Raw genomic sequence first — 20,124 nt, forward strand, 5'->3', positions numbered from 1 at the left:
GCACAACTTAGACTCGCCCGATTGGCTGCTGCCCCTGTTTGACTCATGACTCTCGAAACCCAAGTGCTCGGCGCCTGCCCGCACGACTGCCCCGATACCTGCGCGCTCGTCACGACCGTGCACGACGGCGTCGCCGTCAAGCTGCAGGGCAATCCGGCCCATCCACACACGGCGGGCGTGCTGTGCACCAAGGTTTCGCGCTATATCGAACGCAACGACCACCCCGAACGTCTGTTGCAGCCCCTGAAGCGCTCCGGCCCCAAGGGGAGTGGCCTCTTCGAGCCGGTGAGCTGGGATCAGGCGCTGGCGGACATCGCGGCGCGACTCGATGAAGTCAGAAGTAACAATCCGGAAAAGATTGTGCCTTACAGTTACGCAGGAACGATGGGTCTCGTGCAGGGCGAATCGATGGACCGTCGTTTTTTCCACAAGCTCGGTGCGTCGCTGCTGGACCGCACCATCTGCTCGACCGCAGGCGGTGAGGCCTTAGGTTTTACTTTGGGTGGCAAGGTCGGGATGCGGGTCGAGTTTTTCGCCGACGCGAAGCTGATCCTGATCTGGGGCAGCAACTCGATTGCGAGCAACCTGCACTTCTGGCGCCACGCGCAAGCCGCCAAACGTTCCGGCGCACGATTGGTGTGCATCGATCCTCGCAAGACAGAGACAGCGGACAAGTGCGACGAGCACATCGCCTTGCTTCCGGGCACCGACGCGGCGCTGGCGTTCGCGCTGATGCACGAGCTGATCGTGAACGACTGGCTCGACCATGACTACATCGAGCGTTACACGGTGGGTTGGGCGCAGCTTCGCGAGCGGGCCTTGCAATGGCCGCCGTCGCGTGCGGCAGCAGTCTGCGGCGTGCCGGAGGCGCAGATCGTCGAACTGGCACGCGCCTATGGAAGCACCAAGCCCGCAGCCATCCGGCTCAACTACGGCATGCAGCGCGTGCGCGGCGGCGGCAATGCCGCGCGTGCGGTGGCTTGCCTGCCGGCGTTGGTCGGCGCGTGGCGCGATCGGGCGGGCGGATTGCTGCTCAGCAGCTCGGGCTTGTTCCCGGTGGACCGGGCGGCGTTGCAGCGGCCCGATCTGCTGGCGGGCCGGCGCCCGCGCACGATCAACATGACGTCGATCGGCGACGCGCTGCTCGATACGGCGAATCCGATCGAGGCATTGGTCGTCTACAACAGCAATCCGGTCGCCATCGCGCCGGAGTCGGGCAAGGTGGTCGCCGGGTTCGCGCGCGAGGACCTCTTCACCGTGGTGTTGGAGCAATTCCAGACCGACACCGCCGACTACGCGGACTACGTGCTGCCGGCCACCACGCAGCTGGAGCACTGGGACATCCACTTCAGCTACGGTCACACCGACGTGATGCTGAACCAGCCCGCGGTCGCGCCGCGCGGCCAGGCGCGCAGCAATACCTGGGTGTTTCGCGAGCTCGCGAAGCGCATGGGATTCGACGAGCCCTGTTTCGCCGACGATGACGAGACCCTGTGTCGCGCCGCTTTCAGCCCGGAGGCGGTCGACTTCGAGGCGTTGCAGGCGGAAGGCTTTGCCACGCTGAAGCTGCCCGATGCACCCTACGCCCAAGGAAACTTCCCGACGCCGTCGGGCCGCTGCGAGTTCTTCAGCGCCCGGCTAGCCGCGCACGGCCAGGACGGCTTGCCCGACCATGTGCCCAACTACGAACCGGCTGGCAGCTCGAAGGAGTTTCCGCTAGCGATGATCTCGCCGCCGGCGCGCAACTTCCTCAACTCCAGCTTCGTCAACGTGCGCAGCCTGCGCGCGATCGAGGGCGAGCCGCTGCTGGAGATCAACGAAGCCGACGCCCTGGCGCGCGGCATCGTGGACGGCGCCACGGTGCGCGTCTTCAATCGGCGCGGCGAGCACCACTGCCGCGCCGAGGTCTCGCGGCGCGCCCGGCCGGGCGTGGTGCACGGCCTCGGGATCTGGTGGCGCAAACTGGGACTGGACGGCACCAACGTCAACCAGCTCACGAGCCAGCGGCTGACGGACATCGGGCGCGGTCCGACCTTCTACGACTGCCTGGTCGAGGTGGAGTCCGTCGCGGAAGCTGCGGTCGCACCATGATGGCGGCTCGCAGGCGTTTCGCGGCATGCGCGACGGTTGCAGGGCTGGCGATGCTCGCGGGCTGCGCCGATGTCAGCTACTACTGGCAATCGGCCAGCGGCCATCTGGGGCTGATGCGCGCTGCACGACCGGTGGACCAGTGGCTGGAAGACCCGACGACCTCTGCCGCCCTCAAGGCCAAGCTCGAACTCACCACGCGGGTGCGCCGCTTTGCGGTGACTGAACTCGGCTTGCCCGACAACGACAGCTACAAGGCCTATGCTGATCTGCATCGCAACGCCGCGGTCTGGAACGTGGTTGCGGCGTCGCCCCATTCGCTGACGCTGAAGACCTGGTGCTTCCCGGTCGCAGGCTGCATCGGCTACCGGGGCTACTACGACGAAGCCGCCGCCAAGGCGGAAGCCGCCGAACTGCAGGCGCAGGGACTCGAGACCTCCGTCTATCCGGTGCCCGCGTACTCGACGCTCGGCTGGATGAACTGGGCCGGCGGCGATCCATTGCTCTCCACTTTCATCGGCTATCCGGAAGGGGAACTGGCGCGCATCGTCTTCCATGAGCTTGCGCACCAGGTGCTCTATGTGCCCGGGGACACGATGTTCAACGAATCGTTCGCGACAGCAGTCGAACGCATCGGCGGCGCTCGCTGGCTGAAGACGCATGCCAGCGACGCGGCTCGGCTCGAATATGCACAGTTCGATGCGCGCCGCCAGCAGTTTCGCGCCCTCACGGCCGACACGCGGCGTGCGCTGCAGGAGATCTACACGTCGAAGGAAGCCCAGGCGAAAGACTGGGAGACGGTCGATGCCAGGAAGAAGGCAGCCATGGAGGCGTTTCGCCAGCGCTACGCCGCGCTGCGCGCCGGCTGGACCGGCCCCCGGCAGGGCGCCTACGACGGCTGGGTGGCACGCGCCAACAACGCGACCTTCGGCGCCCAGGCTGCCTACGACGAACTGGTGCCCGGCTTCGAGGCCCTGTTCGAGCGCGAGGGCGAAGACTGGCCGCGCTTCTACGCTGCCGTGAAACAGCTGGCCAAGTTACCCAAGGACGGACGCGACCAGGCGCTCAGGACCGCTGCGCCTGCGGCGACGGACCTTATGCAAACGCAGGCCCCGTGCTGCAAGCCCAACAACACCAAGAACGGAGCCCCCGGTGTCTGACATTCACATCGAACGCAATCACAGCCTGGGATTGGCCGCCGCGCGCGAGGTCGCGCGCCAGTGGATGCAGCGGGTGGAGGAGGACTACGGCATCGAGTGCACCTATGCCGAAGGCGAGACCTGCGACGTGGCCCAGTTCAACCGGGCCGGCATCGACGGCAGTGTCGAGGTCAGCGCCGATACCTTTACGTTGGATGCGACGCTGGGCTTGCTGTACGGAAGCTTCAGCGAGCAGATCGAGCAGCGTTTGCAGCAGAGCCTGGACGCCTTGCTCGGCGCCAAGGCGCCGGCGGACGACGACGCCTACAACGACAAAGACTGGTTGTGAAGCGCGCCGCCGGGCACGGCGGCATCGCTCACCGGCTCAGCGCAGCGATTCGATCAGGTCGATGTACTGCTGCTTGGCTTCGTCGGCGCTCAAGCCCTTGCGCGAGGTCCAGGCATCCCACTTCGCGCGGGCGACGATGTCGCTGAAGCTCGGCTTCTTCTCTGCGTTGTCGCCGGCGGTAGCCTGCTTGAAGAGACCGTAGATCTTGAGCAGCGTCGGATTGTCCGGGCGCTCGGCAAGCAGTTTGGAATTGGCTTGGGCAGCTTCGAACTGGGCGTTCAGGTCAGACATGGCGGCAAGGTCTCGTCAAAAGACGGGATCTTAAGTGACGACGTCGTCGATAAACCTCAATCAGACAGCCCGGCGCGCGCCAGCTCCACATCCAGGCGCTCGCGAGCGTCAACCGGCTCAAGGGCTGCCGCCTTTTCGTAGAGCCGGGTGGCCTCGGCCATGCGCGAATCGCCTTGAAGCATCAGCAGCCCTCGGGCGTACTCCATCAGCACGCTGGCCGAGTGAGGGTTGAGCTGCAAGCTGCGCTCGAAGAGTTCGATGGCCGTGTCGGCGCGCACGCCGTAGGTCATGCGGCCCACCAGCGAGCCAACCTTGTCGATGACTTCGGCGTGGAACGCGCCGAGCGCCGCGTGCGCATCGGCATGGAGCGGCTGCAACTCGATCACTCGTTCTAGCGCCCCCTTGACCTTGCCACCCAGGCCTTGCGCCAGCGCGCGCGCCACGCTGATGCCCTGGCTGTAGCGTCCCAAGGCGTAGGCCTGCCAATACAGTGCCTGGCAGTTGTCGGGTTCGGCGGCGACCTGGGCGGTGGCGCGCTCTGCCACCTGCTTGAACAGCGCCAGCCGGACCGATTCGCGTGGCTCCAGGTAGTTGGCATAGATGGCAGTGGCCTGGTTGGCGAGCGCCAGGCCGTCGTGGCCGTGCGTCAGCGCGATCGCCACGGCTCGCTCGAACTCCCCGCTGTGATAGAGCGCCCAGCCTTCTGCCAAGGGGCCCGGCACCGGGGGCTGCAAGCCTTGGCCGGCATGCAGGCGGGGCCAGTGCGTCAGCAGGTTGGAGCTGTTGAATTTGGGGGCATCGGGGTAGGGCAATCGGGTCCATGGCGCCGTTGCGGGAGGGGCGCCAGCGGACAGCAGCGGGAGTGGTTGGAGGTCCGGTGGGGTCATTCGATAGGGGGGTCAGACCGTTGCAGGTTGATCTTCGCCGGAATAGGCGCTACTGAGTGTGAGCAAATGCCGCCGTTGCTCCGTCGCAAGATAGGGCGCGAGCAAGTGCAGCGTGTGATGGGCGCCGCGAAGAAGGGCGCCCTGGGCATGCCCGGGCTCGAGCGCCTCGCGCGGATTGCGTACGTATTCGTAGCTGAGCCAATAGGTGAGCACCACCACCATGCTCTGCGCCAAAGTGTCGACCTCGCGCGTGTCGATGTCGAGATGCCCGGCGCGGCCCAGCCCGGCCAGCAGGGTTCGGATCGCACGTGCCTTGTTCTTGAGCACGAGCTGGAATTGCGTCTCGAGGTGGCGGTTCTTGCTCAGCAGGTCGTTCAAGTCACGGTAGAGGAAGCGGTAGCGCCAGATGAGCTCGAACAGGCTGTGCATGAAGAACCATGCGTCCTCGACATCGTGCACACCTTCGCTCGCGTGCAGCAGTGTGTTGAGCTCGGTCTCGTAGCCTTCGTAGAGCCGGTTGATCAGCTCGTCCTTGGCCGGGTAGTGGTAGTAGAGGTTGCCGGGGCTGATATTGAGTTCGCCGGCCACAAGGGTCGTCGAGACGTTCGGTTCCCCGAACCGGTTGAACAGGTCAAGTGCGGCTTCGAGGATGCGTTGCGCAGTGCGGCGTGGCGCTTTCTTGGCCATGTCGGAGCCCCGTTTTTGTCTCTTGGGGGAGACTCTAGCGCAACTCTGTCGCGCCCGGTGCAGCGATCTCCGCCTCCCCGCCCCGGTGACGGGGCTCAGTTGCTGGTCAGGCTGGTTCAGGTACCGCCGCTGGCCTTGTGACGCTGCGACGGCTTGGCGCTGTCCGGCGACTTGCGAGCGGCCGTCTTGCGCGGCGCCGGACGGGCCGGCGCGCCGGCCGCGGCCTTGCCGCGCAACTGCGCCTCGAGGACCTCAACCCGTGCTTGAAGCGCCGCGACTTCCTGGGCCGAGGGCATGCCCAGCTTCTCGAGAGCGCGCGCGACGCGCTCCTCGAAGATGTTCTCCAGCTTGCCCCAGCCGCCCGCGGCCTTGGTGCCGAATTCGCTCGCGAAGCCGGCCATCCGGGCCTGCGCCTGTGCCAGGGTTTCCTCGGCGGCCTGCTGCGTCTTCTTCTGGACGCCCACACCATCCTTCACCAGCGCCTCGAAGGCCTTGCTGCCTTCCTGCTGCATCTTGGCGAAGGCGCCGAGGCCGGCGAGCCAGATCTGTTGGGCGGAGTCTTTGATGCGGTCTGCGGGTTTGTCGTCTTCGGGAGTGGACATGGTGGGTTCCTTGAAGGTCTCTGGGACTCTAGCCGGGGTCGGACGGGCCGGTGTAGAGGCGGGGGTCTAGCTGCCGATTGAAACATTCTCGGATGGGATAATCCGCGCCTTGCCCGCCGGCAGGCGATATTCCGAAAACAGACAGGGACCTCCGATGATCCTAGTTACCGGCGGCGCCGGCTTTATTGGCGCCAATTTCGTTCTCGACTGGATTGCCCAAAGCGACGAAGGCGTCGTGAATCTAGACAAGCTGACCTATGCCGGCAATCTTGAAACGCTTGCTTCGCTCAAGGACAACGCCGGCCATCTGTTCGTGCAAGGGGACATCGGCGATAGCGAGCTGGTCGACAAGCTCTTGGCGGAACATAAGCCGCGTGCCGTGGTGAACTTCGCGGCCGAATCCCATGTGGATCGTTCCATCCACGGGCCCGAGGATTTCGTTCAAACCAACGTGCTCGGCACTTTCCGCTTGCTGGAGTCCGTGCGCGGCCATTGGAACGCACTGCCCGCAGACCAGAAAGAAGCCTTCCGCTTTCTGCACGTCTCGACCGATGAGGTCTACGGTTCGCTGTCGGCATCCGATCCAGCCTTCACGGAAGAGAACAAGTACGAGCCCAACAGTCCCTATTCGGCCAGCAAGGCGGCCAGCGACCACCTGGTCCGGGCGTGGCATCACACGTACGGCCTGCCGGTGGTCACGACCAATTGCTCGAACAACTACGGACCGTTTCACTTCCCCGAGAAGCTCATCCCTCTGATGATCGTCAACGCACTCGCCGGCAAGTCGCTGCCGGTGTACGGCGACGGCATGCAGGTCCGCGACTGGCTCTACGTCAAGGATCATTGCAGCGCGATCCGGCGCGTCCTCGAAGCGGGCCGCCTCGGTGAGACCTACAACGTGGGTGGTTGGAACGAGAAGCCCAACATCGAGATCGTCAACACGGTGTGCGCACTGCTCGACGAACTCCGCCCTCGCGCCGATGGCAAGAGCTACCGCGAGCAGATCACCTATGTCACCGACCGTCCGGGCCACGACCGGCGCTACGCGATCGATGCGCGCAAGCTCGAGCGTGAGTTGGGCTGGAAACCGGCGGAGACCTTCGACACGGGCATCCGCAAGACGGTCGAGTGGTATCTTGCCAACGGCGAATGGGTGCGCAACGTCCAGAGCGGGGCTTACCGCGACTGGGTCCAGAAGCAATATGCGGGCGCGCCCGCGAAGGCGAAAGCATGAAGGTGCTGCTGCTTGGCAAGGGCGGGCAGGTCGGCTGGGAGTTGCAGCGCAGCCTGGCGCCGCTCGGCGAACTGGTCGCGCTGGATTTCGACAGCACGGACTTTCATGCGGACTTCAGCCGTCCCGATCAACTGGCCGAGACGGTGCTGAAGGTGCGGCCGGATGTCATCGTCAATGCGGCGGCGCATACGGCGGTCGACAAGGCCGAAAGCGAACCTGAATTGGCGCGCAAGCTGAATGCAACGTCCCCGGGCGTGGTGGCGGAGGCTGCGCAGCAAATTGGCGCTCTCATGGTTCACTATTCGACCGACTACGTTTTCGATGGCAGTGGCGACAAGCCCTGGAAAGAGGACGACGCGACGGGCCCCTTGAGCGTCTACGGTCGCACCAAGCTCGAAGGCGAGCAACTGGTCGCGCAGCACTGCGCGCGGCACCTGATCTTTCGCACGAGCTGGGTGTATGCGGCGCGCGGCGGCAACTTCGCGAAGACCATGCTGCGCCTGGCGAGGGAGCGTGATCGGCTGACGGTCATCGATGACCAGTTCGGCGCGCCGACCGGGGCCGAACTGCTGGCGGACGTGACAGCCCACGCGATCCGCGACACGCTGCGCGATCCCGGCAAGGTCGGGCTCTATCACCTCGTGGCAGGCGGCGAAACCACGTGGCATGGTTATGCGCGCTTCGTGCTGGAGCAGGCCCAGGCCGCGGGCGTGGAACTCAAAGCTGGCCCCGGCGCGGTGGATCCGGTGCCGACCAGCGCGTTTCCGACGCCGGCCGCGCGGCCGAACAACTCGCGCCTCAATACCGCGAAGCTCCAGACCACCTTCGGCCTCGTCTTGCCACGCTGGCAAGCGGGCGTCGCGCGCATGCTGCGCGAAACGCTCTGATCCCACTACAAAGAAAGATTCATGACGCAACGCAAAGGCATCATCCTGGCCGGCGGCTCCGGCACCCGCCTCCACCCGGCGACCCTGGCGATGAGCAAGCAACTGCTCCCGGTGTACGACAAGCCGATGATCTACTACCCGCTCAGCACGCTGATGCTCGGCGGCATGCGCGACATCCTCATCATCAGCACGCCGCAGGACACGCCGCGCTTCCAGCAACTGCTGGGTGACGGCAGCCAGTGGGGCATCAACCTGCAGTACGCAGTGCAGCCGAGTCCGGACGGGCTGGCGCAGGCGTTCATCATCGGCGACAAGTTCATCGGAAGCGCGTCGAGTGCGCTGGTGCTGGGGGACAATATTTTCTATGGTCATGACTTGGTGAATCTTCTTTCCGACGCCGATGCAAAGCAGGCCGGTGCGACTGTGTTTGCGTATCACGTACAAGACCCTGAACGCTATGGCGTGGTCGCTTTCGATGCGAATGGAAAGGCCAGCAGCATTGAGGAAAAGCCCATCAAGCCGAAGAGCAGTTACGCGGTGACCGGGCTCTATTTCTACGACAACCAGGTGGTCGACATCGCGAAGGCGGTGAAGCCGAGTGCACGCGGCGAGTTGGAGATCACGGCGGTGAATCAGGCCTACCTTGACCGCGGAACTCTGAACGTGCAGATCATGCAGCGTGGCTATGCGTGGCTTGATACAGGGACGCACGATAGCCTCATGGAAGCCGGGCAGTTCATTGCAACGCTGGAGCATCGGCAAGGGCTCAAGATTGCATGTCCGGAAGAGGTGGCTTGGCGCCACGGCTTCATCACGACCGAACAACTTGAGGCACTTGCCAAGCCGCTGGAAAAGAGCGGATACGGCAGGTACCTCATCCGCTTGCTCTCTGACGAGGTGCGCTCGTGAAAATCACGCCGACAGCGATTCCCGAGGTGCTAATCATTGAGCCCAAGGTGTTTGGCGATGCGCGCGGCTTCTTCTTCGAGAGCTTCAATGAACAGGTGTTCCACGAGGCGGTCGGGCGGCGCGTGAATTTTGTCCAGGACAACCATTCTCGCTCGGCCAAGGGAGTGCTGCGCGGCCTGCACTACCAGATCCAGCAGCCGCAGGGGAAACTGGTGCGCGTGGTGCGAGGCGAGGTTTACGACGTGGTAGTGGATATTCGCAGGTTGTCCCCGACGTTCGGCAAATGGGTAGGCGTCCAGCTCTCCGAAGACAATTACAGGCAGTTGTGGGTGCCTGAGGGCTTTGCACACGGTTTCCTGGTAGTCAGCGAGTCAGCGGATTTTCTCTACAAGACGACGGACTACTACGCCCCCGCGCACGAGAGGTCCATCGTTTGGAACGATCCGTTGATTGGCATCGAGTGGCCTGATATTGGAGCTGACGTGCAACTTTCTGCGAAGGATCAAGCTGGTGACAAGTGGGCGGAAGCGGAGTTCTTTTGATTAGGCGATGAATTGGCATTGTCCATGATCACCGACCGGACAGGCACCTTGCAGATCACGACGCAGCGTTCAAGCAGCCTTGCGCAATACAAAAACAATCGACTTACCGAGCCGATGCATCAAGACCTTGTCCAGCAATCTCGAGATCGGCACCATGAAGCCGTCCCAGAGCTTGACCTGCCCTAGGCTCGGCGTCCCGGACTTGAGGAAGAACTTGTTCGCCACGCTGGCAAGCATACCTACGCTATCCAGGTAGCCGGTGTTCACGACTTCGAAGTTTGCAGGCTTTATCGCAATGAGGGAGTCGCGATCGTATCTCCGGAAGTGGCCGATCTTCTTGTCGAACTCGGTATAGAGGTAGTTGTGCGCCGGGGCGACGATCACGATGTGCCCACCCGGACTCACGAAGTTTGAAATGGTTGCCAACTCCTCGCGGTCGTCCTCAATGTGTTCGAGCACGTCGATATAAAGGGCGGTGTCGAACAGGCTGCGAGGATCCAGATCGCGCGAGATGCCGCAGACGATTTCATAGTCCGCAGGAATCGCGCCCTCGAGCTGGGCGCGCCGAATCTTCTTCGTTTGCTCGGAATCCGGTTCGAGTTCGACCCAACGGTCGAAGTGCCGCGTCTTCAACGTCTGTGCGGTCGCGCCGATACCGGCGCCGACGTCCACCACCGACTTGCCAAGGTATCCGGAGATCGCATTGGACCAGTATGCCTTCCAGTTGGTGGCATGAGAGAAGATTTCCAGTTCGGATCCGACATAGTCGATGTTCGTCGTCATGCCCGCATTGTCTAGGAAAAGTCTTTGGCGTTGACGAGCAACGTCCCTACGGCGTCGCAGCGGAGCAAGACGTGGCGCTGATGAAGGCGATGTCGCCGGTCTTCAGTATCATTTAAGTTTCCTGCTTCGGCATTTGGTCCCGGATTCTCCGTGAGGCACGCTGGCACGACATGCGGCGGCGGCCTCGCTGGTCTGCGGCACAATAGAAATATTCGTTCTGGTCGGGCGAGAGACCAGTTCCCCGGGGGCCGTATTCGGGTCGCGCTGTGCGTCCGATCCCCTTTTCACTTCCAGCCGGTTAATGAACACTATCCCCTCCACTTTGGTCGTGATCACCCCCGTGTTCGAAGACGGCGAAGCGTCCAGCCGGCTATTTCAGGAACTGGCGAAAGTCTTTGGTGACAACGTGCGAGTTGTGGCGGTGGACGACGGCTCGGTGCGACAACCGGTCGATGTGCGCAAACTGAGCGAGAGCGGCCTCGCCGGCACGGTGCTGCGCCTTCGCCGGAACGTCGGACATCAGCGGGCTATCGCCATCGGGCTGAGTTACGTCGCCGAGCACATGCCGGCGGCGCGAGTGGTGGTCATGGATTCCGATGGCGAAGACCTGCCCGGATCGATTCCCAGCCTGTTGCACGCGTTGGATGCTCCCGACGTGGACCTGGCGGTCGCGGTCCGTCGCACTCGCGTCGAGACGTGGCGCTTCAAGGCGTTCTACGAGGTCTACAAGAGATTGTTCAAGATACTGACCGGACGCCGCATCAGTTTCGGAAATTTCATGGCACTCGAGCCTGCGGCGGTCCGGCGTTTGGCGGCGATGCAGGAACTCTGGACCCATGTAGCCAGCTGCGTGCTTTGCTCCCGCCTTCGCGTCATCAATTGTCCGCTCGACCGCGGGTCGCGTTACGCCGGCAAGAGCAAGATGAACTTCGTCGGGCTGGCACTGCACGGCTTTCGCGGCGTGATGGTATTTGCCGAAGACGTGCTCGTACGCGTGGGCATCGCGTCAACGCTGGTGGGCGCGCTGGCTTTCATTGGCGGACTGATCGCGGTTTGCCTCAAGGTGTCGGGCCACGCCACGCCGGGCTGGTTTTCGGTGTCGCTGGGCATCCTGCTGCTGGTCTTCCTACAGACCGGCTCGCTCGCACTCATGAGCTTGATGTTGACCGGCGTGAGCAAATTGGGCGCGCCTGCGGATACCGGGTATCGTCATTTCATTGACGTCGTCGAGCACAGCGAAGGAGTTCCTGCGTGATCCTGCGATTCAGACCTTCGGGTTCGCGCGGTGCGGAAATCGGGCGCTTCCTCGTCAACGGCCTTGCAGCCGCTGCGGTGCACTACCTCGTGCTAACGGTCAACCTCAAGTTGCTTGATATTCCATCGGCGGGAGTGGCGAACTTCATTGCGGCGTGGTTCGGCATCATGGCGTCTTTCCTCGGCAACCGGTATTTCGTGTTTCGTCGCAAAGAGTTGCCATGGGGTAGGCAAGCCCGGCGCTTCCTGGCGCTGTACCTGCCCATCGCGTGCCTGCATGGTCTGATGCTGTTCGCATGGACCGACTTTTTCCGGTTGAACTACACAGCCGGCTTCTTGATTGCGACGACGATTCAAACGATGTTGAGCTATCTGGGTAACAAATTGCTGGTGTTCTCCGCCCCATGAAAACCGGAAAATTTCTGTTCGCCTCCACGATCTTCATCGCCTTCGCCTGCCTGATCTATTGGCTGCACATCACCTTTTTCCGGGTCGACGTGGTGTTCTACAGCGCGATCGTAGACGGTATTCTCGCTGCCCTTGCCACCAGCGCTATCGTCTGGCGCTGCAAGACCTTTGCCCTCTTTGGCGCTTTCGAGAAGTCCCAGATGCTGCTGATTTGGCTGCTGACCGCCTACGCACTGGCGATTTCTGTGCCGACGGTGCTCGACCGTTCGCTGTCCTTCTACATTTTGGAAAAACTGCAGCAGCGCGGTGGCGGCATTCAGGAAAGCCGCTTTGCGGTGGTCTTCACGCAGGAGTACCTCGAGGAGCATCGGCTCGTCGATGTGCGCCTGACGGAACAACTCCAGTCCGGCACGATCCGCATCGACCATGGTTGCGTGCTTCTTACGCCAAAGGGTGAGCGGCTGGCGAGCTTCAGCCGCTTCTTCCGAACCCACTTACTGCCCAAGAAGCGCTTGCTTATGGGTCAGTACACTGACGACTTGACAAACCCTTTTCGCGCCAGTGCGCCGGAGGTCGACTACACCTGCAAATGAGCCCGTCGCGATTGACCTGGCCCAGAATATTTTCTGGTTGCCATTGCGAATCAATGCATGACCTCTCAGTCCGCCCAACACCGGCGCCTGATCCGAGTGTATTTCGGCAAATGCGCGCAAAGTCCCGAGCGGGGAAGGCTTGAGGTGCTCAGGTCAACGGGTGCTCAACGCGATCCGCCGCTCTTGGATTTGCCTACGGGACCGACAGTTTTTGCCACCAACGTGTCGTCCAATGATTGTGGAAAATGGTCACGACAGCAGTGATTGCTATACGAACACGCTAAAGGAACATACTCATGGTAACACGCGAAGAAGTGGTCAACGCTTACTTAGCCTTGCTGGGCCGGGAGCCTGAATCAGAGGAAGCGGTTAGGTCTCATTGCTCGACCCACGGTGGCGTCGTAACATTGATTTCGTCGATCCTCGAGTCACAGGAGTACAAGTTGCGGCATCGAGCAGCGATCCAGCCATCAGTCGTGGCCGACGAGCCACGGACGTTTACACGCGACCAGCTAATTAAGATCTATCGTGATCTTTTGAGGCGAAAGCCTGAGAGCGAAGAGATCATTGCCTCGCAACTTGTCGCACATCGGACCGCGAATGATTTCGAAGGTGTCGTGCGGCAATCCGAAGAGTTCCAGCGCCTTCAGCTTTTCAGCAGCAAACGCAAGATTCAACTACAAGATATCGATAAGGAGATTGCTCTCATCGATCGTCTCCTTGCGGAAGACCCGGATGGCTATCACGACGCGCTCAATGATTTTTGGTTGGAGATTCAACCCTTCGCCGTGGCGCCGACTTCTGGCGCCTATATGCGGTGGGTGATGAATACATATTCTCTTATAGCAAACCGCGAGACCTACGAGGTCAGCAGTGAAGAGACCGACTACGATCTGGAAAGTTCTGTTCGTAGGCCGGTGCCCTACCAGTCAGGCAACGCAAAGATGATCGGCGACATGCTGATGGCCGTGGGCCACGTCATCCATGTGATGGATATGAAGGCGGGGGCGAGCATTCTCGAGTTTGGGTTTGGATGGGGTAACACGACCGTGCAACTGGCCATGGCGGGCTATGAAGTCACAGGTATAGACATAGCTCCGAACTTCGTAGAAATGGTGAGGCGCCGAATCAACGCACTTGGATTAGAGGCCGAGCTTGCGGTTGGCGATTTTTTTAATGCTGAAAATCTCGGTCGGAAGTTTGATGCAGTGCTCTTTTTCGAGTGCTTTCATCACTGCTCGGATCATGTGAGATTGCTCAAGGCGATCCCCCGAATACTAAAACCAGGAGGCAAGTTGGTGCTTGCGGGCGAGACCATCAACAACGCACTCCCTTATCCGTGGGGCGTTAATCCGGATGGCCAGGCGATTTATTGCATCAGGAAATTCGGCTGGCTTGAATTGTCGTTTCGTGAAAATTACATTTTAGACCTGCTTGACGATCTTGGTTGGAATGTCGAAAAACACAACTTCATCAATGCAATGGGCGTAACATTCATCGCGACGCGCAAGGACGACGGGCGGTGAGCTTGTGTTAGTGTATATGAGAGAGCGCCACCATGATGGGGTATATTAAGGATTCATGAGCAAAGGATTGCGCCATCCCTGCAGCCCGTCAACATATAAAATCGGCCGGGTGGATTTGACGTCATAGAAGGCGGGGCGCTCCATCTCGATCCGCCATCCTGCCTCGCCTAAGAGATCGAAAAGGCGAGCCTCTATCTTTTTTGAATGCGTGCCAATCACCAGATACGCGACCTTTTGGTCAATCAGCGACATGCATTGTTCGACGAGGTCCGCTTCGCCTCCTTGAATATCGATATGCACGAGATCAACCCTGCTGTGCTCTCCAATTGCGTCCGCCAAGGCGATCATTGGAAGAATGTCATGACTTCCAAATGCGGCGGCCTCATCCTGTTCCGCCTGAGTTGCCCCAAAGACCGGTTCTAGTCCCCAAGAATGCCCGGCGTGCTCTTGACGTGGAAATAGCGCTGTGCCGCATGCAGCCGCGGCGATTCCGCGGTAAATGGTGAATTCGTCAGATCGAAAGCCGTTACGCATAAGCGCCTCTTGGGCAAACTGGATGTGTCCAGCGTCGCCTTCAACGCCAACAACATGGACTTTGCGCCCGGTTCGACGGGCAGCGACGCCTGCGTTATTCATCCAGCAGCCCCATCCACACCCCAACTCGATCATTGTGAACGAGTCGCGAGGCGCGTTTTCAACGGACTGAAGTACGGCTGCCCATTCGGCGATGTCTGCGTGCCAGTTTGCCGGAAGGGGGACCGGCTCGAGTTGATTGCCTGATGTAGCCAGAAACGGATGGATCTTCGGATCCACCAAAACGCCCAGCCAATTTGTTTGGAAACCCGGTGTAGGATGAAGCCCATGGACCTCGTGCCTGCGAATCATTTCTATTGCATCGAAATTCGAAAAATAGGCATAGAAAGGACTTTCGGCCGGCGGACGCAGGGAGCGCAGTGCACGTAGCTCATCCTCCAAGTCTCGCGCGCGCTTACCCATCGAGTCGAGAGCGTTCTTCAACTCGTCGCGGCTGTCTCTTAAGCGTCGGACCTGTGGAATTCGAAGCGCAATTTCCTTGATCATCACCTAGGCCTTTCTTGTGACCTGCATCTAACGCGCAGCATACGGCAAACTGGATTGCCAAGGCGCTCTTCGGACTGTTCAAGAAAGTGTTGGGCCTCCGTCCCAGCCCGCCTAGCGAGGGTGCCACATTCGCTCCCGCTGCACCAGCGCAGCACGCATTAGTTCCTTGTGCTCGGGGGCGTGCGATGAAGCCCTATAGTCACTGCTCCCCACATCACAACGGAGGTCAATGCTGAAAACTCTCCCGAAAAGTACTCTGCGTTCATTTTGGACGCCGATACGTAGGGGCATCGAGCATGTTGTGCGGCATGAGTTGGACCGTTCGACCGGGCCAGCTATCGCGTCGATGATCTGCCGTCAACAGGACTTCTCCTCCGAGTGGTATCGCCGTTGGACTCAGCAGATCGCCGATGCGGCTCCCGACCTGCCGCAGGATCAGGTCGCGGTGTGGGGACCAGTCTGGCAAGGCATGAGGGGAAAGTGGCTTCATCGCAAGCTCTGGGAGTGGAGTGCGGTGGCGCAGGCCCTTGAAGAGCGGGACATGTTGAGGCCGGGTCGCGCTGGCATTGGCTTTGCCGTCGGCCAAGAACCTCTGCCTTCTCTGTTCGCTGCTCGCGGCGTCGACCTGGTCGCGTCCGACTTCCATAGTGACGGATCGAGGGAAGCCTGGGCCGAAACTGGTCAACTTGGTGATTCGCTCAAAACGATCTGCTGGCCCAAGATCCTGTCTGAAGCTGAATTTGGTGCGTGTGCGAGGTACCGCAACATCGACATGCGCAACCTGGGCGAAGTGCCGAAGGAGGCGTACGACTTCAATTGGAGTTCGTGTTCGTTCGAGCACCTTGGCAGTCTCGAAGCAGGACTGCAGTTTCTTATTGACTCGCTCGAATGCCTCAAGCCTGGTGGAATCGCAGTTCACACCACCGAGTTCAACGTTTCGTCGAACGACGCAACTGTGGAAATTGGCGACGACGTAATCTATCGGCGGAAGGACATCGAGGCCTTCGACCTACGGCTGCGTGGGATGGGGTGTGGTATCGAGTCTTTGAACTTCGACCCGGGACATGAGCAGCACGACCTTGCGTACGACTTCCCGCCCTGGTATACGCACGGCCGCCAACACCTAAAGCTTAAGATTCATGGCTTCGTGAGCACTTCAATCTTGCTCATCATTCGTAAGCCGCTCTGAATGAGATACACGTCGGCGTGAATGCCAGATCTCAACGCTGCGGACCTTTTTTCAATGATTTGCCGTGGCGATATCATGGATTAGCTTTGGTTTGCCCAACGTGAAACGGTAGCTAGAGGCCGTCAGCCGTAGCCCACCTGGAGCGAAGTTCAGTCCTACTGGCGTCAGCAAGAATTCCCTGGCATGGACAGTTTGATTGAAGAAGATGCGAACTCCGCCGGGGGAAGGCACTAGCTTGAAATCCTTGACGCGATGCATCGGCTCGCCATCGGCCAAGAGCTTGTGATCGCCCAAGAAAATTTCGTTGAAACCGCCAGCCAATCCCTCGACGTCGATGAAATCGATGGCATCTCCGTTGGAAGAAAAGGCGACCCGATTCTCTGCGTCGACCTGTCGTAGGACTATCGGACCCGTGGGCGTGACGCTGAATCGTGGCATCAATAAAACAGCGGCGCATGCAAGAATCACTACCGCGCGAAATGCGGTCTCCCTCAACGTGCTAAGCGAGGCATGCTCAAAGATCCAACGCAGCACCAGCCAAGCGAAGAAAGCAAGGTACGGAAACATCCATTTGAAGTAGTGGATGTTGTAGTAGCGCCAGATTGAGACCGGAGTCAAGTCTCCGTAAGGTGCATATAGGGAGAACTGAAGGCAGATGGCCGCTGCCATGATCTTCAGCATCGCGGAACCCCAGATGAGGCAACCAATAGCGCCGATAATGCTGAGCGCCAACCAAGGGAAATGGCTGATCAGCGAAGCACCCGGCTCCAAGAAGACGGTGTTGGCATCGAAGACAAGCGAGAACACTTTTCTAGGCAGCTCAAACGGGAAGTAGCCGTTGGCGAGGGCGCTCGAATAGTATCCACCTAGCACATGACCGTGGACTTTGAGATTGAACAACAGAAACAGTCCGAGGCCGATGAGCAAACCAGCACCGAGTGCAAGTGCTTGGAAGAAAAGCGCCTTAGCCCGAACCTGTGACGTGGCACCTCCCAAGCTCTTGAACGAAAAGTAGAGATAAGCGGGGTAGAACACGGCCGCGGCGCCAGCATCGATAGGCCGGAGAATTGCGAGCAGACTGAACGTGCCGGAAAACAGAAAAGCCTTGGCGCTTTCGACCGGGATGGACGCCAACGGCCGCCCCGGCTTTGACTTCTGCAGCAAACGGTAGATCGTGAGCGAATAGAGCAGGGCTGTTCCCGTCGACGTCCACGGTATGGCGAAGTTCAGAATGATGATTTCGTTGAAATAAACTGACAACGCCAGAAGGGCGAATGCTTCGACCTGCGACGTGTAGCGTGTCGCGAACACCATGAAGACGTTCGCGAATGTCAACAACCCAAGCAGGTTGAAGAAAAAGAACGGATGAACCGGCACCCAAGGCAGGAGGATCGAGCCGATGGCCGGATAAAGCGGCGGATAAGCGTGCTTGCCCGCTGAGAAGTCGCCTTGCATCAGCGCCCGTGCGGCCTTGATGTACTCGCCTTGATCGAACCAACCCCACCATCCGAGGGGGTGCACCAGCGAATTGCCAGGCAAGGCGGGGTAGTTGAAATAGAAGAAGCAGTAGACGAGCGCGCCGAGGCCAAGGCTGATCCACAGTGGAATTTTGATTTCTTTGAGAGGAGGCATATCAGTTCGCCGCGCTTTCCTCGGCATGGGTTGCTGGCGCAGCCAGGAACGCGAGGACACTCCATCTCGTGTCTCCTCGTGAGGTTTGACCGACCCCTGCCGGCGCGTTGGCACGTGCCATCAGCATGACGGCGTACAAAACGCTGTGCGCCTTTAGAGCATGCGGGCCAAAATATCCCGCAGCTTTGGCGTCGGGAGGGTCATTCCGCATGCATGCAGCAGCGCATTCAGCTTGCTCGGATTTCCACAGAGGCGATGTACCTCGTTTTTGCGGACAAAGGCCGGATTAACCTCAATTGCCATCCGGTGTCCCGTCAATTCTTCGAACGCCGCGATTACCTCTCGCAACGTGTAGGTGTGGCCTGAGCATACGTTGTAGGTTTCCCCGGCGACTCCGTGGTGCATGATACACAAGTAGGCATCGCACATGAGATCGATGTCGTTGAACTCACGTTCCACATCGAGATTGCCCAGTGAGATTACCGGCGCCTTTTCGGCGAAATGCTTGGCGATCTTCGGAATTACGAAATTCACATCTTGGCCGCGGCCCGTGTAATTGAAAGGGCGAATAATGACCAAATTGAGACGATCAGCGTACGTCTTGGCCATGTACTCCATTGCCAACTTACTGGTCGCATAGTGATTGGCCGGCGCTGGCGGGTGCGCCTCCGACAGGGGGGACTGTTCGCTGTTACCGTAGATGTTCGCACTGCTCGCCAGCAGCACGCGGTGCGGGGGAGTGGGCAAGAGCGCCAATGCTTCGAGCAGATTCGTGGTGCCGACGACGTTAACCGTATAGAACGCCTCGAGATTCGAATGACCCACAAAAGCGATAGCCGCAAGATGGACAACTGCATCAGGCTGTGCGTCGAGCACTTCCCTTCGCAGTGTGGCCTCGTCGGTCAGGTCCGCCCGCAACGGCACGATTTGGTGACCGGCGTCTCCGGCATGTTTAGCAAAGTGGCGCCCGGTAAAACCGTCCGCGCCAGTCAGAAGAATCTTCAAAACGAAAACCCCTTGGTGTTCCGTTTGAGGTCGGCCTCGACCATCATCTGGCAGAGTTGCTCCAGTGTGGTTCGTGGCTTCCAGCCCAACTTCTCTTGCGCCTTTGCGGGATTGCCGATCAGCAACTCGACCTCCGCTGGGCGGTAGAATTTCGAATTAACGCGCATTACTGTTTTGCCGGTGGCGGTGTCGACTGCAGACTCTCCCTCCCCGGACCCATTGAATTCCACCGTGATGCCGGCGCCCTTAAATGCCATAGACACGAAATCACGCACGGTTTCAGTACGGTTCGTCGCCAGTACGTAGGTGTCCGGCTCATCGACCTGCAACATTCGCCACATGCCTTCGACGTACTCTTTCGCGAAGCCCCAGTCGCGTTTGGCATCGAGGTTGCCGAGTTCCAGCACGTCGAGTTGTTTGAGCTTGATCTTGGCAACGCTGTCGGTGATCTTGCGCGTGACGAATTCGCGGCCGCGCAGCGGGCTCTCGTGATTGAACAGGATGCCGCTGCAGCCGAAGATGTCGTAGCTCTCGCGGTAGTTGATCGTGATCCAGTGCGCGTAGAGCTTAGCGACGCCGTACGGGCTACGCGGATAGAAGGGTGTGTCCTCGACTTGCGGAACCGCCTGGACTTTGCCGAACATCTCCGAGGTGGACGCCTGATAGAAGCGGATCTTGGGGTTCGTGAGGCGGATCGCCTCGAGCAGATTCAACGCGCCCACGCCGGTGATCTGTGCCGTGGCGGCTGGCTGGTTGAAGCTCACGCCCACGAAGCTCTGCGCCGCGAGGTTGTACACCTCGTCCGGCGCGGTGTCGCGGATCAGGGCCAGCGAGCTGCCGAGATCCGTCAGGTCGTACTCGGCCAGGTGCAGGTTAGGGTGATTCTGGATGCCGAGCTCTTCGATGCGCCAGAAATTCACCGAACTGGTTCGTCGGTAGGTTCCATAGACGTCATAGCCCTTGGCCAAGAGAAGTTCGGCGAGATACGCCCCGTCCTGGCCTGTAATTCCGGTAATGACAGCTCTTTTGTTCATGACTC

Annotated in this window: 21 protein-coding genes; 12 read left to right on the plus strand and 9 right to left on the minus strand. The window is 60.4% G+C overall.

Annotated elements, in window-relative coordinates; all coding sequences use genetic code 11:
- Positions 1–45 precede the first annotated feature (45 nt).
- The 3 genes from QTI24_RS13245 to QTI24_RS13255 are packed head-to-tail and all read left to right on the plus strand — an operon-like array spanning position 46 to position 3,576.
- Positions 46–2,091, plus strand: a complete 2,046-nt coding sequence (locus QTI24_RS13245; protein WP_286600995.1) for a molybdopterin-containing oxidoreductase family protein — start codon at positions 46–48, stop codon at positions 2,089–2,091.
- Complete coding sequence (locus QTI24_RS13250) at positions 2,091–3,248, plus strand: aminopeptidase (protein WP_286601394.1); 1,158 nt, start codon at positions 2,091–2,093, stop codon at positions 3,246–3,248. The genes QTI24_RS13245 and QTI24_RS13250 overlap by 1 nt, the downstream gene beginning before the upstream one ends.
- Positions 3,241–3,576 (plus strand): polyhydroxyalkanoic acid system family protein, encoded by a 336-nt coding sequence (locus QTI24_RS13255; protein WP_286600997.1) that lies wholly within the window; start codon positions 3,241–3,243, stop codon positions 3,574–3,576. The genes QTI24_RS13250 and QTI24_RS13255 overlap by 8 nt, the downstream gene beginning before the upstream one ends.
- A 36-nt stretch (positions 3,577–3,612) precedes the next feature.
- Here QTI24_RS13255 and QTI24_RS13260 read toward each other — a convergent pair whose 3' ends face one another.
- The 4 genes from QTI24_RS13260 to QTI24_RS13275 all read right to left on the minus strand — a co-directional run bounded on the left by QTI24_RS13260 (position 3,613) and on the right by QTI24_RS13275 (position 6,043).
- Positions 3,613–3,867, minus strand: a complete 255-nt coding sequence (locus QTI24_RS13260) for an acyl-CoA-binding protein (protein WP_286571267.1) — start codon at positions 3,865–3,867, stop codon at positions 3,613–3,615.
- Positions 3,868–3,923: 56 nt separating this feature from the next.
- On the minus strand, positions 3,924–4,754 hold the full coding sequence (locus tag QTI24_RS13265; RefSeq protein WP_286601000.1) for a tetratricopeptide repeat protein: 831 nt from the start codon (positions 4,752–4,754) through the stop codon (positions 3,924–3,926).
- Between the two features lie 12 nt (positions 4,755–4,766).
- A complete protein-coding gene (locus tag QTI24_RS13270) occupies positions 4,767–5,441 on the minus strand; it encodes a TetR/AcrR family transcriptional regulator (RefSeq protein WP_286601002.1) in 675 nt (224 codons plus the stop codon).
- A gap of 116 nt (positions 5,442–5,557) precedes the next feature.
- On the minus strand, positions 5,558–6,043 hold the full coding sequence (locus tag QTI24_RS13275) for a phasin family protein (RefSeq protein WP_286601004.1): 486 nt from the start codon (positions 6,041–6,043) through the stop codon (positions 5,558–5,560).
- A gap of 154 nt (positions 6,044–6,197) precedes the next feature.
- On the opposite strand from QTI24_RS13275, the gene rfbB reads away from it, so the two are divergent.
- The 4 genes from rfbB to rfbC are packed head-to-tail and all read left to right on the plus strand — an operon-like array spanning position 6,198 to position 9,615.
- Positions 6,198–7,277: a dTDP-glucose 4,6-dehydratase gene (gene rfbB, locus QTI24_RS13280; protein ID WP_286601006.1), complete on the plus strand. Its 1,080-nt coding sequence runs from the start codon at positions 6,198–6,200 to the stop codon at positions 7,275–7,277.
- Positions 7,274–8,164, plus strand: a complete 891-nt coding sequence (gene rfbD / locus QTI24_RS13285) for a dTDP-4-dehydrorhamnose reductase (RefSeq protein WP_286601008.1) — start codon at positions 7,274–7,276, stop codon at positions 8,162–8,164. The genes rfbB and rfbD overlap by 4 nt, the downstream gene beginning before the upstream one ends.
- A 21-nt stretch (positions 8,165–8,185) precedes the next feature.
- Complete coding sequence (gene rfbA, locus QTI24_RS13290) at positions 8,186–9,073, plus strand: glucose-1-phosphate thymidylyltransferase RfbA (RefSeq protein ID WP_286601010.1); 888 nt, start codon at positions 8,186–8,188, stop codon at positions 9,071–9,073.
- Positions 9,070–9,615, plus strand: coding sequence for a dTDP-4-dehydrorhamnose 3,5-epimerase (rfbC, locus tag QTI24_RS13295; protein WP_286601013.1), 546 nt, complete (start codon positions 9,070–9,072; stop codon positions 9,613–9,615). The genes rfbA and rfbC overlap by 4 nt, the downstream gene beginning before the upstream one ends.
- Positions 9,616–9,684: 69 nt before the next feature.
- On the opposite strand, the gene QTI24_RS13300 is transcribed toward rfbC, so the two are convergent.
- Positions 9,685–10,398 (minus strand): class I SAM-dependent methyltransferase, encoded by a 714-nt coding sequence (locus QTI24_RS13300; protein ID WP_503011253.1) that lies wholly within the window; start codon positions 10,396–10,398, stop codon positions 9,685–9,687.
- A 301-nt stretch (positions 10,399–10,699) separates the two neighbouring features.
- On the opposite strand from QTI24_RS13300, the gene QTI24_RS13305 reads away from it, so the two are divergent.
- The 4 genes from QTI24_RS13305 to QTI24_RS13320 all read left to right on the plus strand — a co-directional run bounded on the left by QTI24_RS13305 (position 10,700) and on the right by QTI24_RS13320 (position 14,179).
- A complete protein-coding gene (locus tag QTI24_RS13305) occupies positions 10,700–11,653 on the plus strand; it encodes a glycosyltransferase (RefSeq protein ID WP_286601015.1) in 954 nt (317 codons plus the stop codon).
- Complete coding sequence (locus QTI24_RS13310; protein WP_286601017.1) at positions 11,650–12,060, plus strand: GtrA family protein; 411 nt, start codon at positions 11,650–11,652, stop codon at positions 12,058–12,060. Before QTI24_RS13305 ends, QTI24_RS13310 begins: the two co-directional genes overlap by 4 nt.
- Positions 12,057–12,653 (plus strand): hypothetical protein, encoded by a 597-nt coding sequence (locus QTI24_RS13315; RefSeq protein ID WP_286601020.1) that lies wholly within the window; start codon positions 12,057–12,059, stop codon positions 12,651–12,653. The genes QTI24_RS13310 and QTI24_RS13315 overlap by 4 nt, the downstream gene beginning before the upstream one ends.
- A gap of 296 nt (positions 12,654–12,949) precedes the next feature.
- Positions 12,950–14,179 carry a class I SAM-dependent methyltransferase gene (locus tag QTI24_RS13320; protein ID WP_286601022.1) on the plus strand — a complete coding sequence of 410 codons (1,230 nt, stop codon included), beginning with the start codon at positions 12,950–12,952 and terminating at the stop codon, positions 14,177–14,179.
- A gap of 45 nt (positions 14,180–14,224) precedes the next feature.
- On the opposite strand, the gene QTI24_RS13325 is transcribed toward QTI24_RS13320, so the two are convergent.
- Complete coding sequence (locus tag QTI24_RS13325; RefSeq protein WP_286601397.1) at positions 14,225–15,259, minus strand: class I SAM-dependent methyltransferase; 1,035 nt, start codon at positions 15,257–15,259, stop codon at positions 14,225–14,227.
- 229 nt (positions 15,260–15,488) lie between these two features.
- On the opposite strand from QTI24_RS13325, the gene QTI24_RS13330 reads away from it, so the two are divergent.
- Positions 15,489–16,448 (plus strand): class I SAM-dependent methyltransferase, encoded by a 960-nt coding sequence (locus tag QTI24_RS13330; protein WP_286601023.1) that lies wholly within the window; start codon positions 15,489–15,491, stop codon positions 16,446–16,448.
- A 51-nt stretch (positions 16,449–16,499) separates the two neighbouring features.
- Here the strand turns inward: QTI24_RS13330 and QTI24_RS13335 are convergent, their stop codons facing one another.
- The 3 genes from QTI24_RS13335 to gmd all read right to left on the minus strand — a co-directional run bounded on the left by QTI24_RS13335 (position 16,500) and on the right by gmd (position 20,119).
- Positions 16,500–18,140: a hypothetical protein gene (locus QTI24_RS13335; protein ID WP_286601025.1), complete on the minus strand. Its 1,641-nt coding sequence runs from the start codon at positions 18,138–18,140 to the stop codon at positions 16,500–16,502.
- A 93-nt stretch (positions 18,141–18,233) separates the two neighbouring features.
- A complete protein-coding gene (locus QTI24_RS13340) occupies positions 18,234–19,085 on the minus strand; it encodes a GDP-mannose 4,6-dehydratase (RefSeq protein ID WP_286601027.1) in 852 nt (283 codons plus the stop codon).
- Positions 19,082–20,119, minus strand: a complete 1,038-nt coding sequence (gmd, locus tag QTI24_RS13345; RefSeq protein WP_286601028.1) for a GDP-mannose 4,6-dehydratase — start codon at positions 20,117–20,119, stop codon at positions 19,082–19,084. The genes QTI24_RS13340 and gmd overlap by 4 nt, the downstream gene beginning before the upstream one ends.
- Positions 20,120–20,124 lie beyond the last annotated feature (5 nt).

Source organism: Variovorax sp. J22P240 (assembly GCF_030316855.1).
Taxonomy (GTDB): Bacteria; Pseudomonadota; Gammaproteobacteria; order Burkholderiales; family Burkholderiaceae_C; genus Variovorax.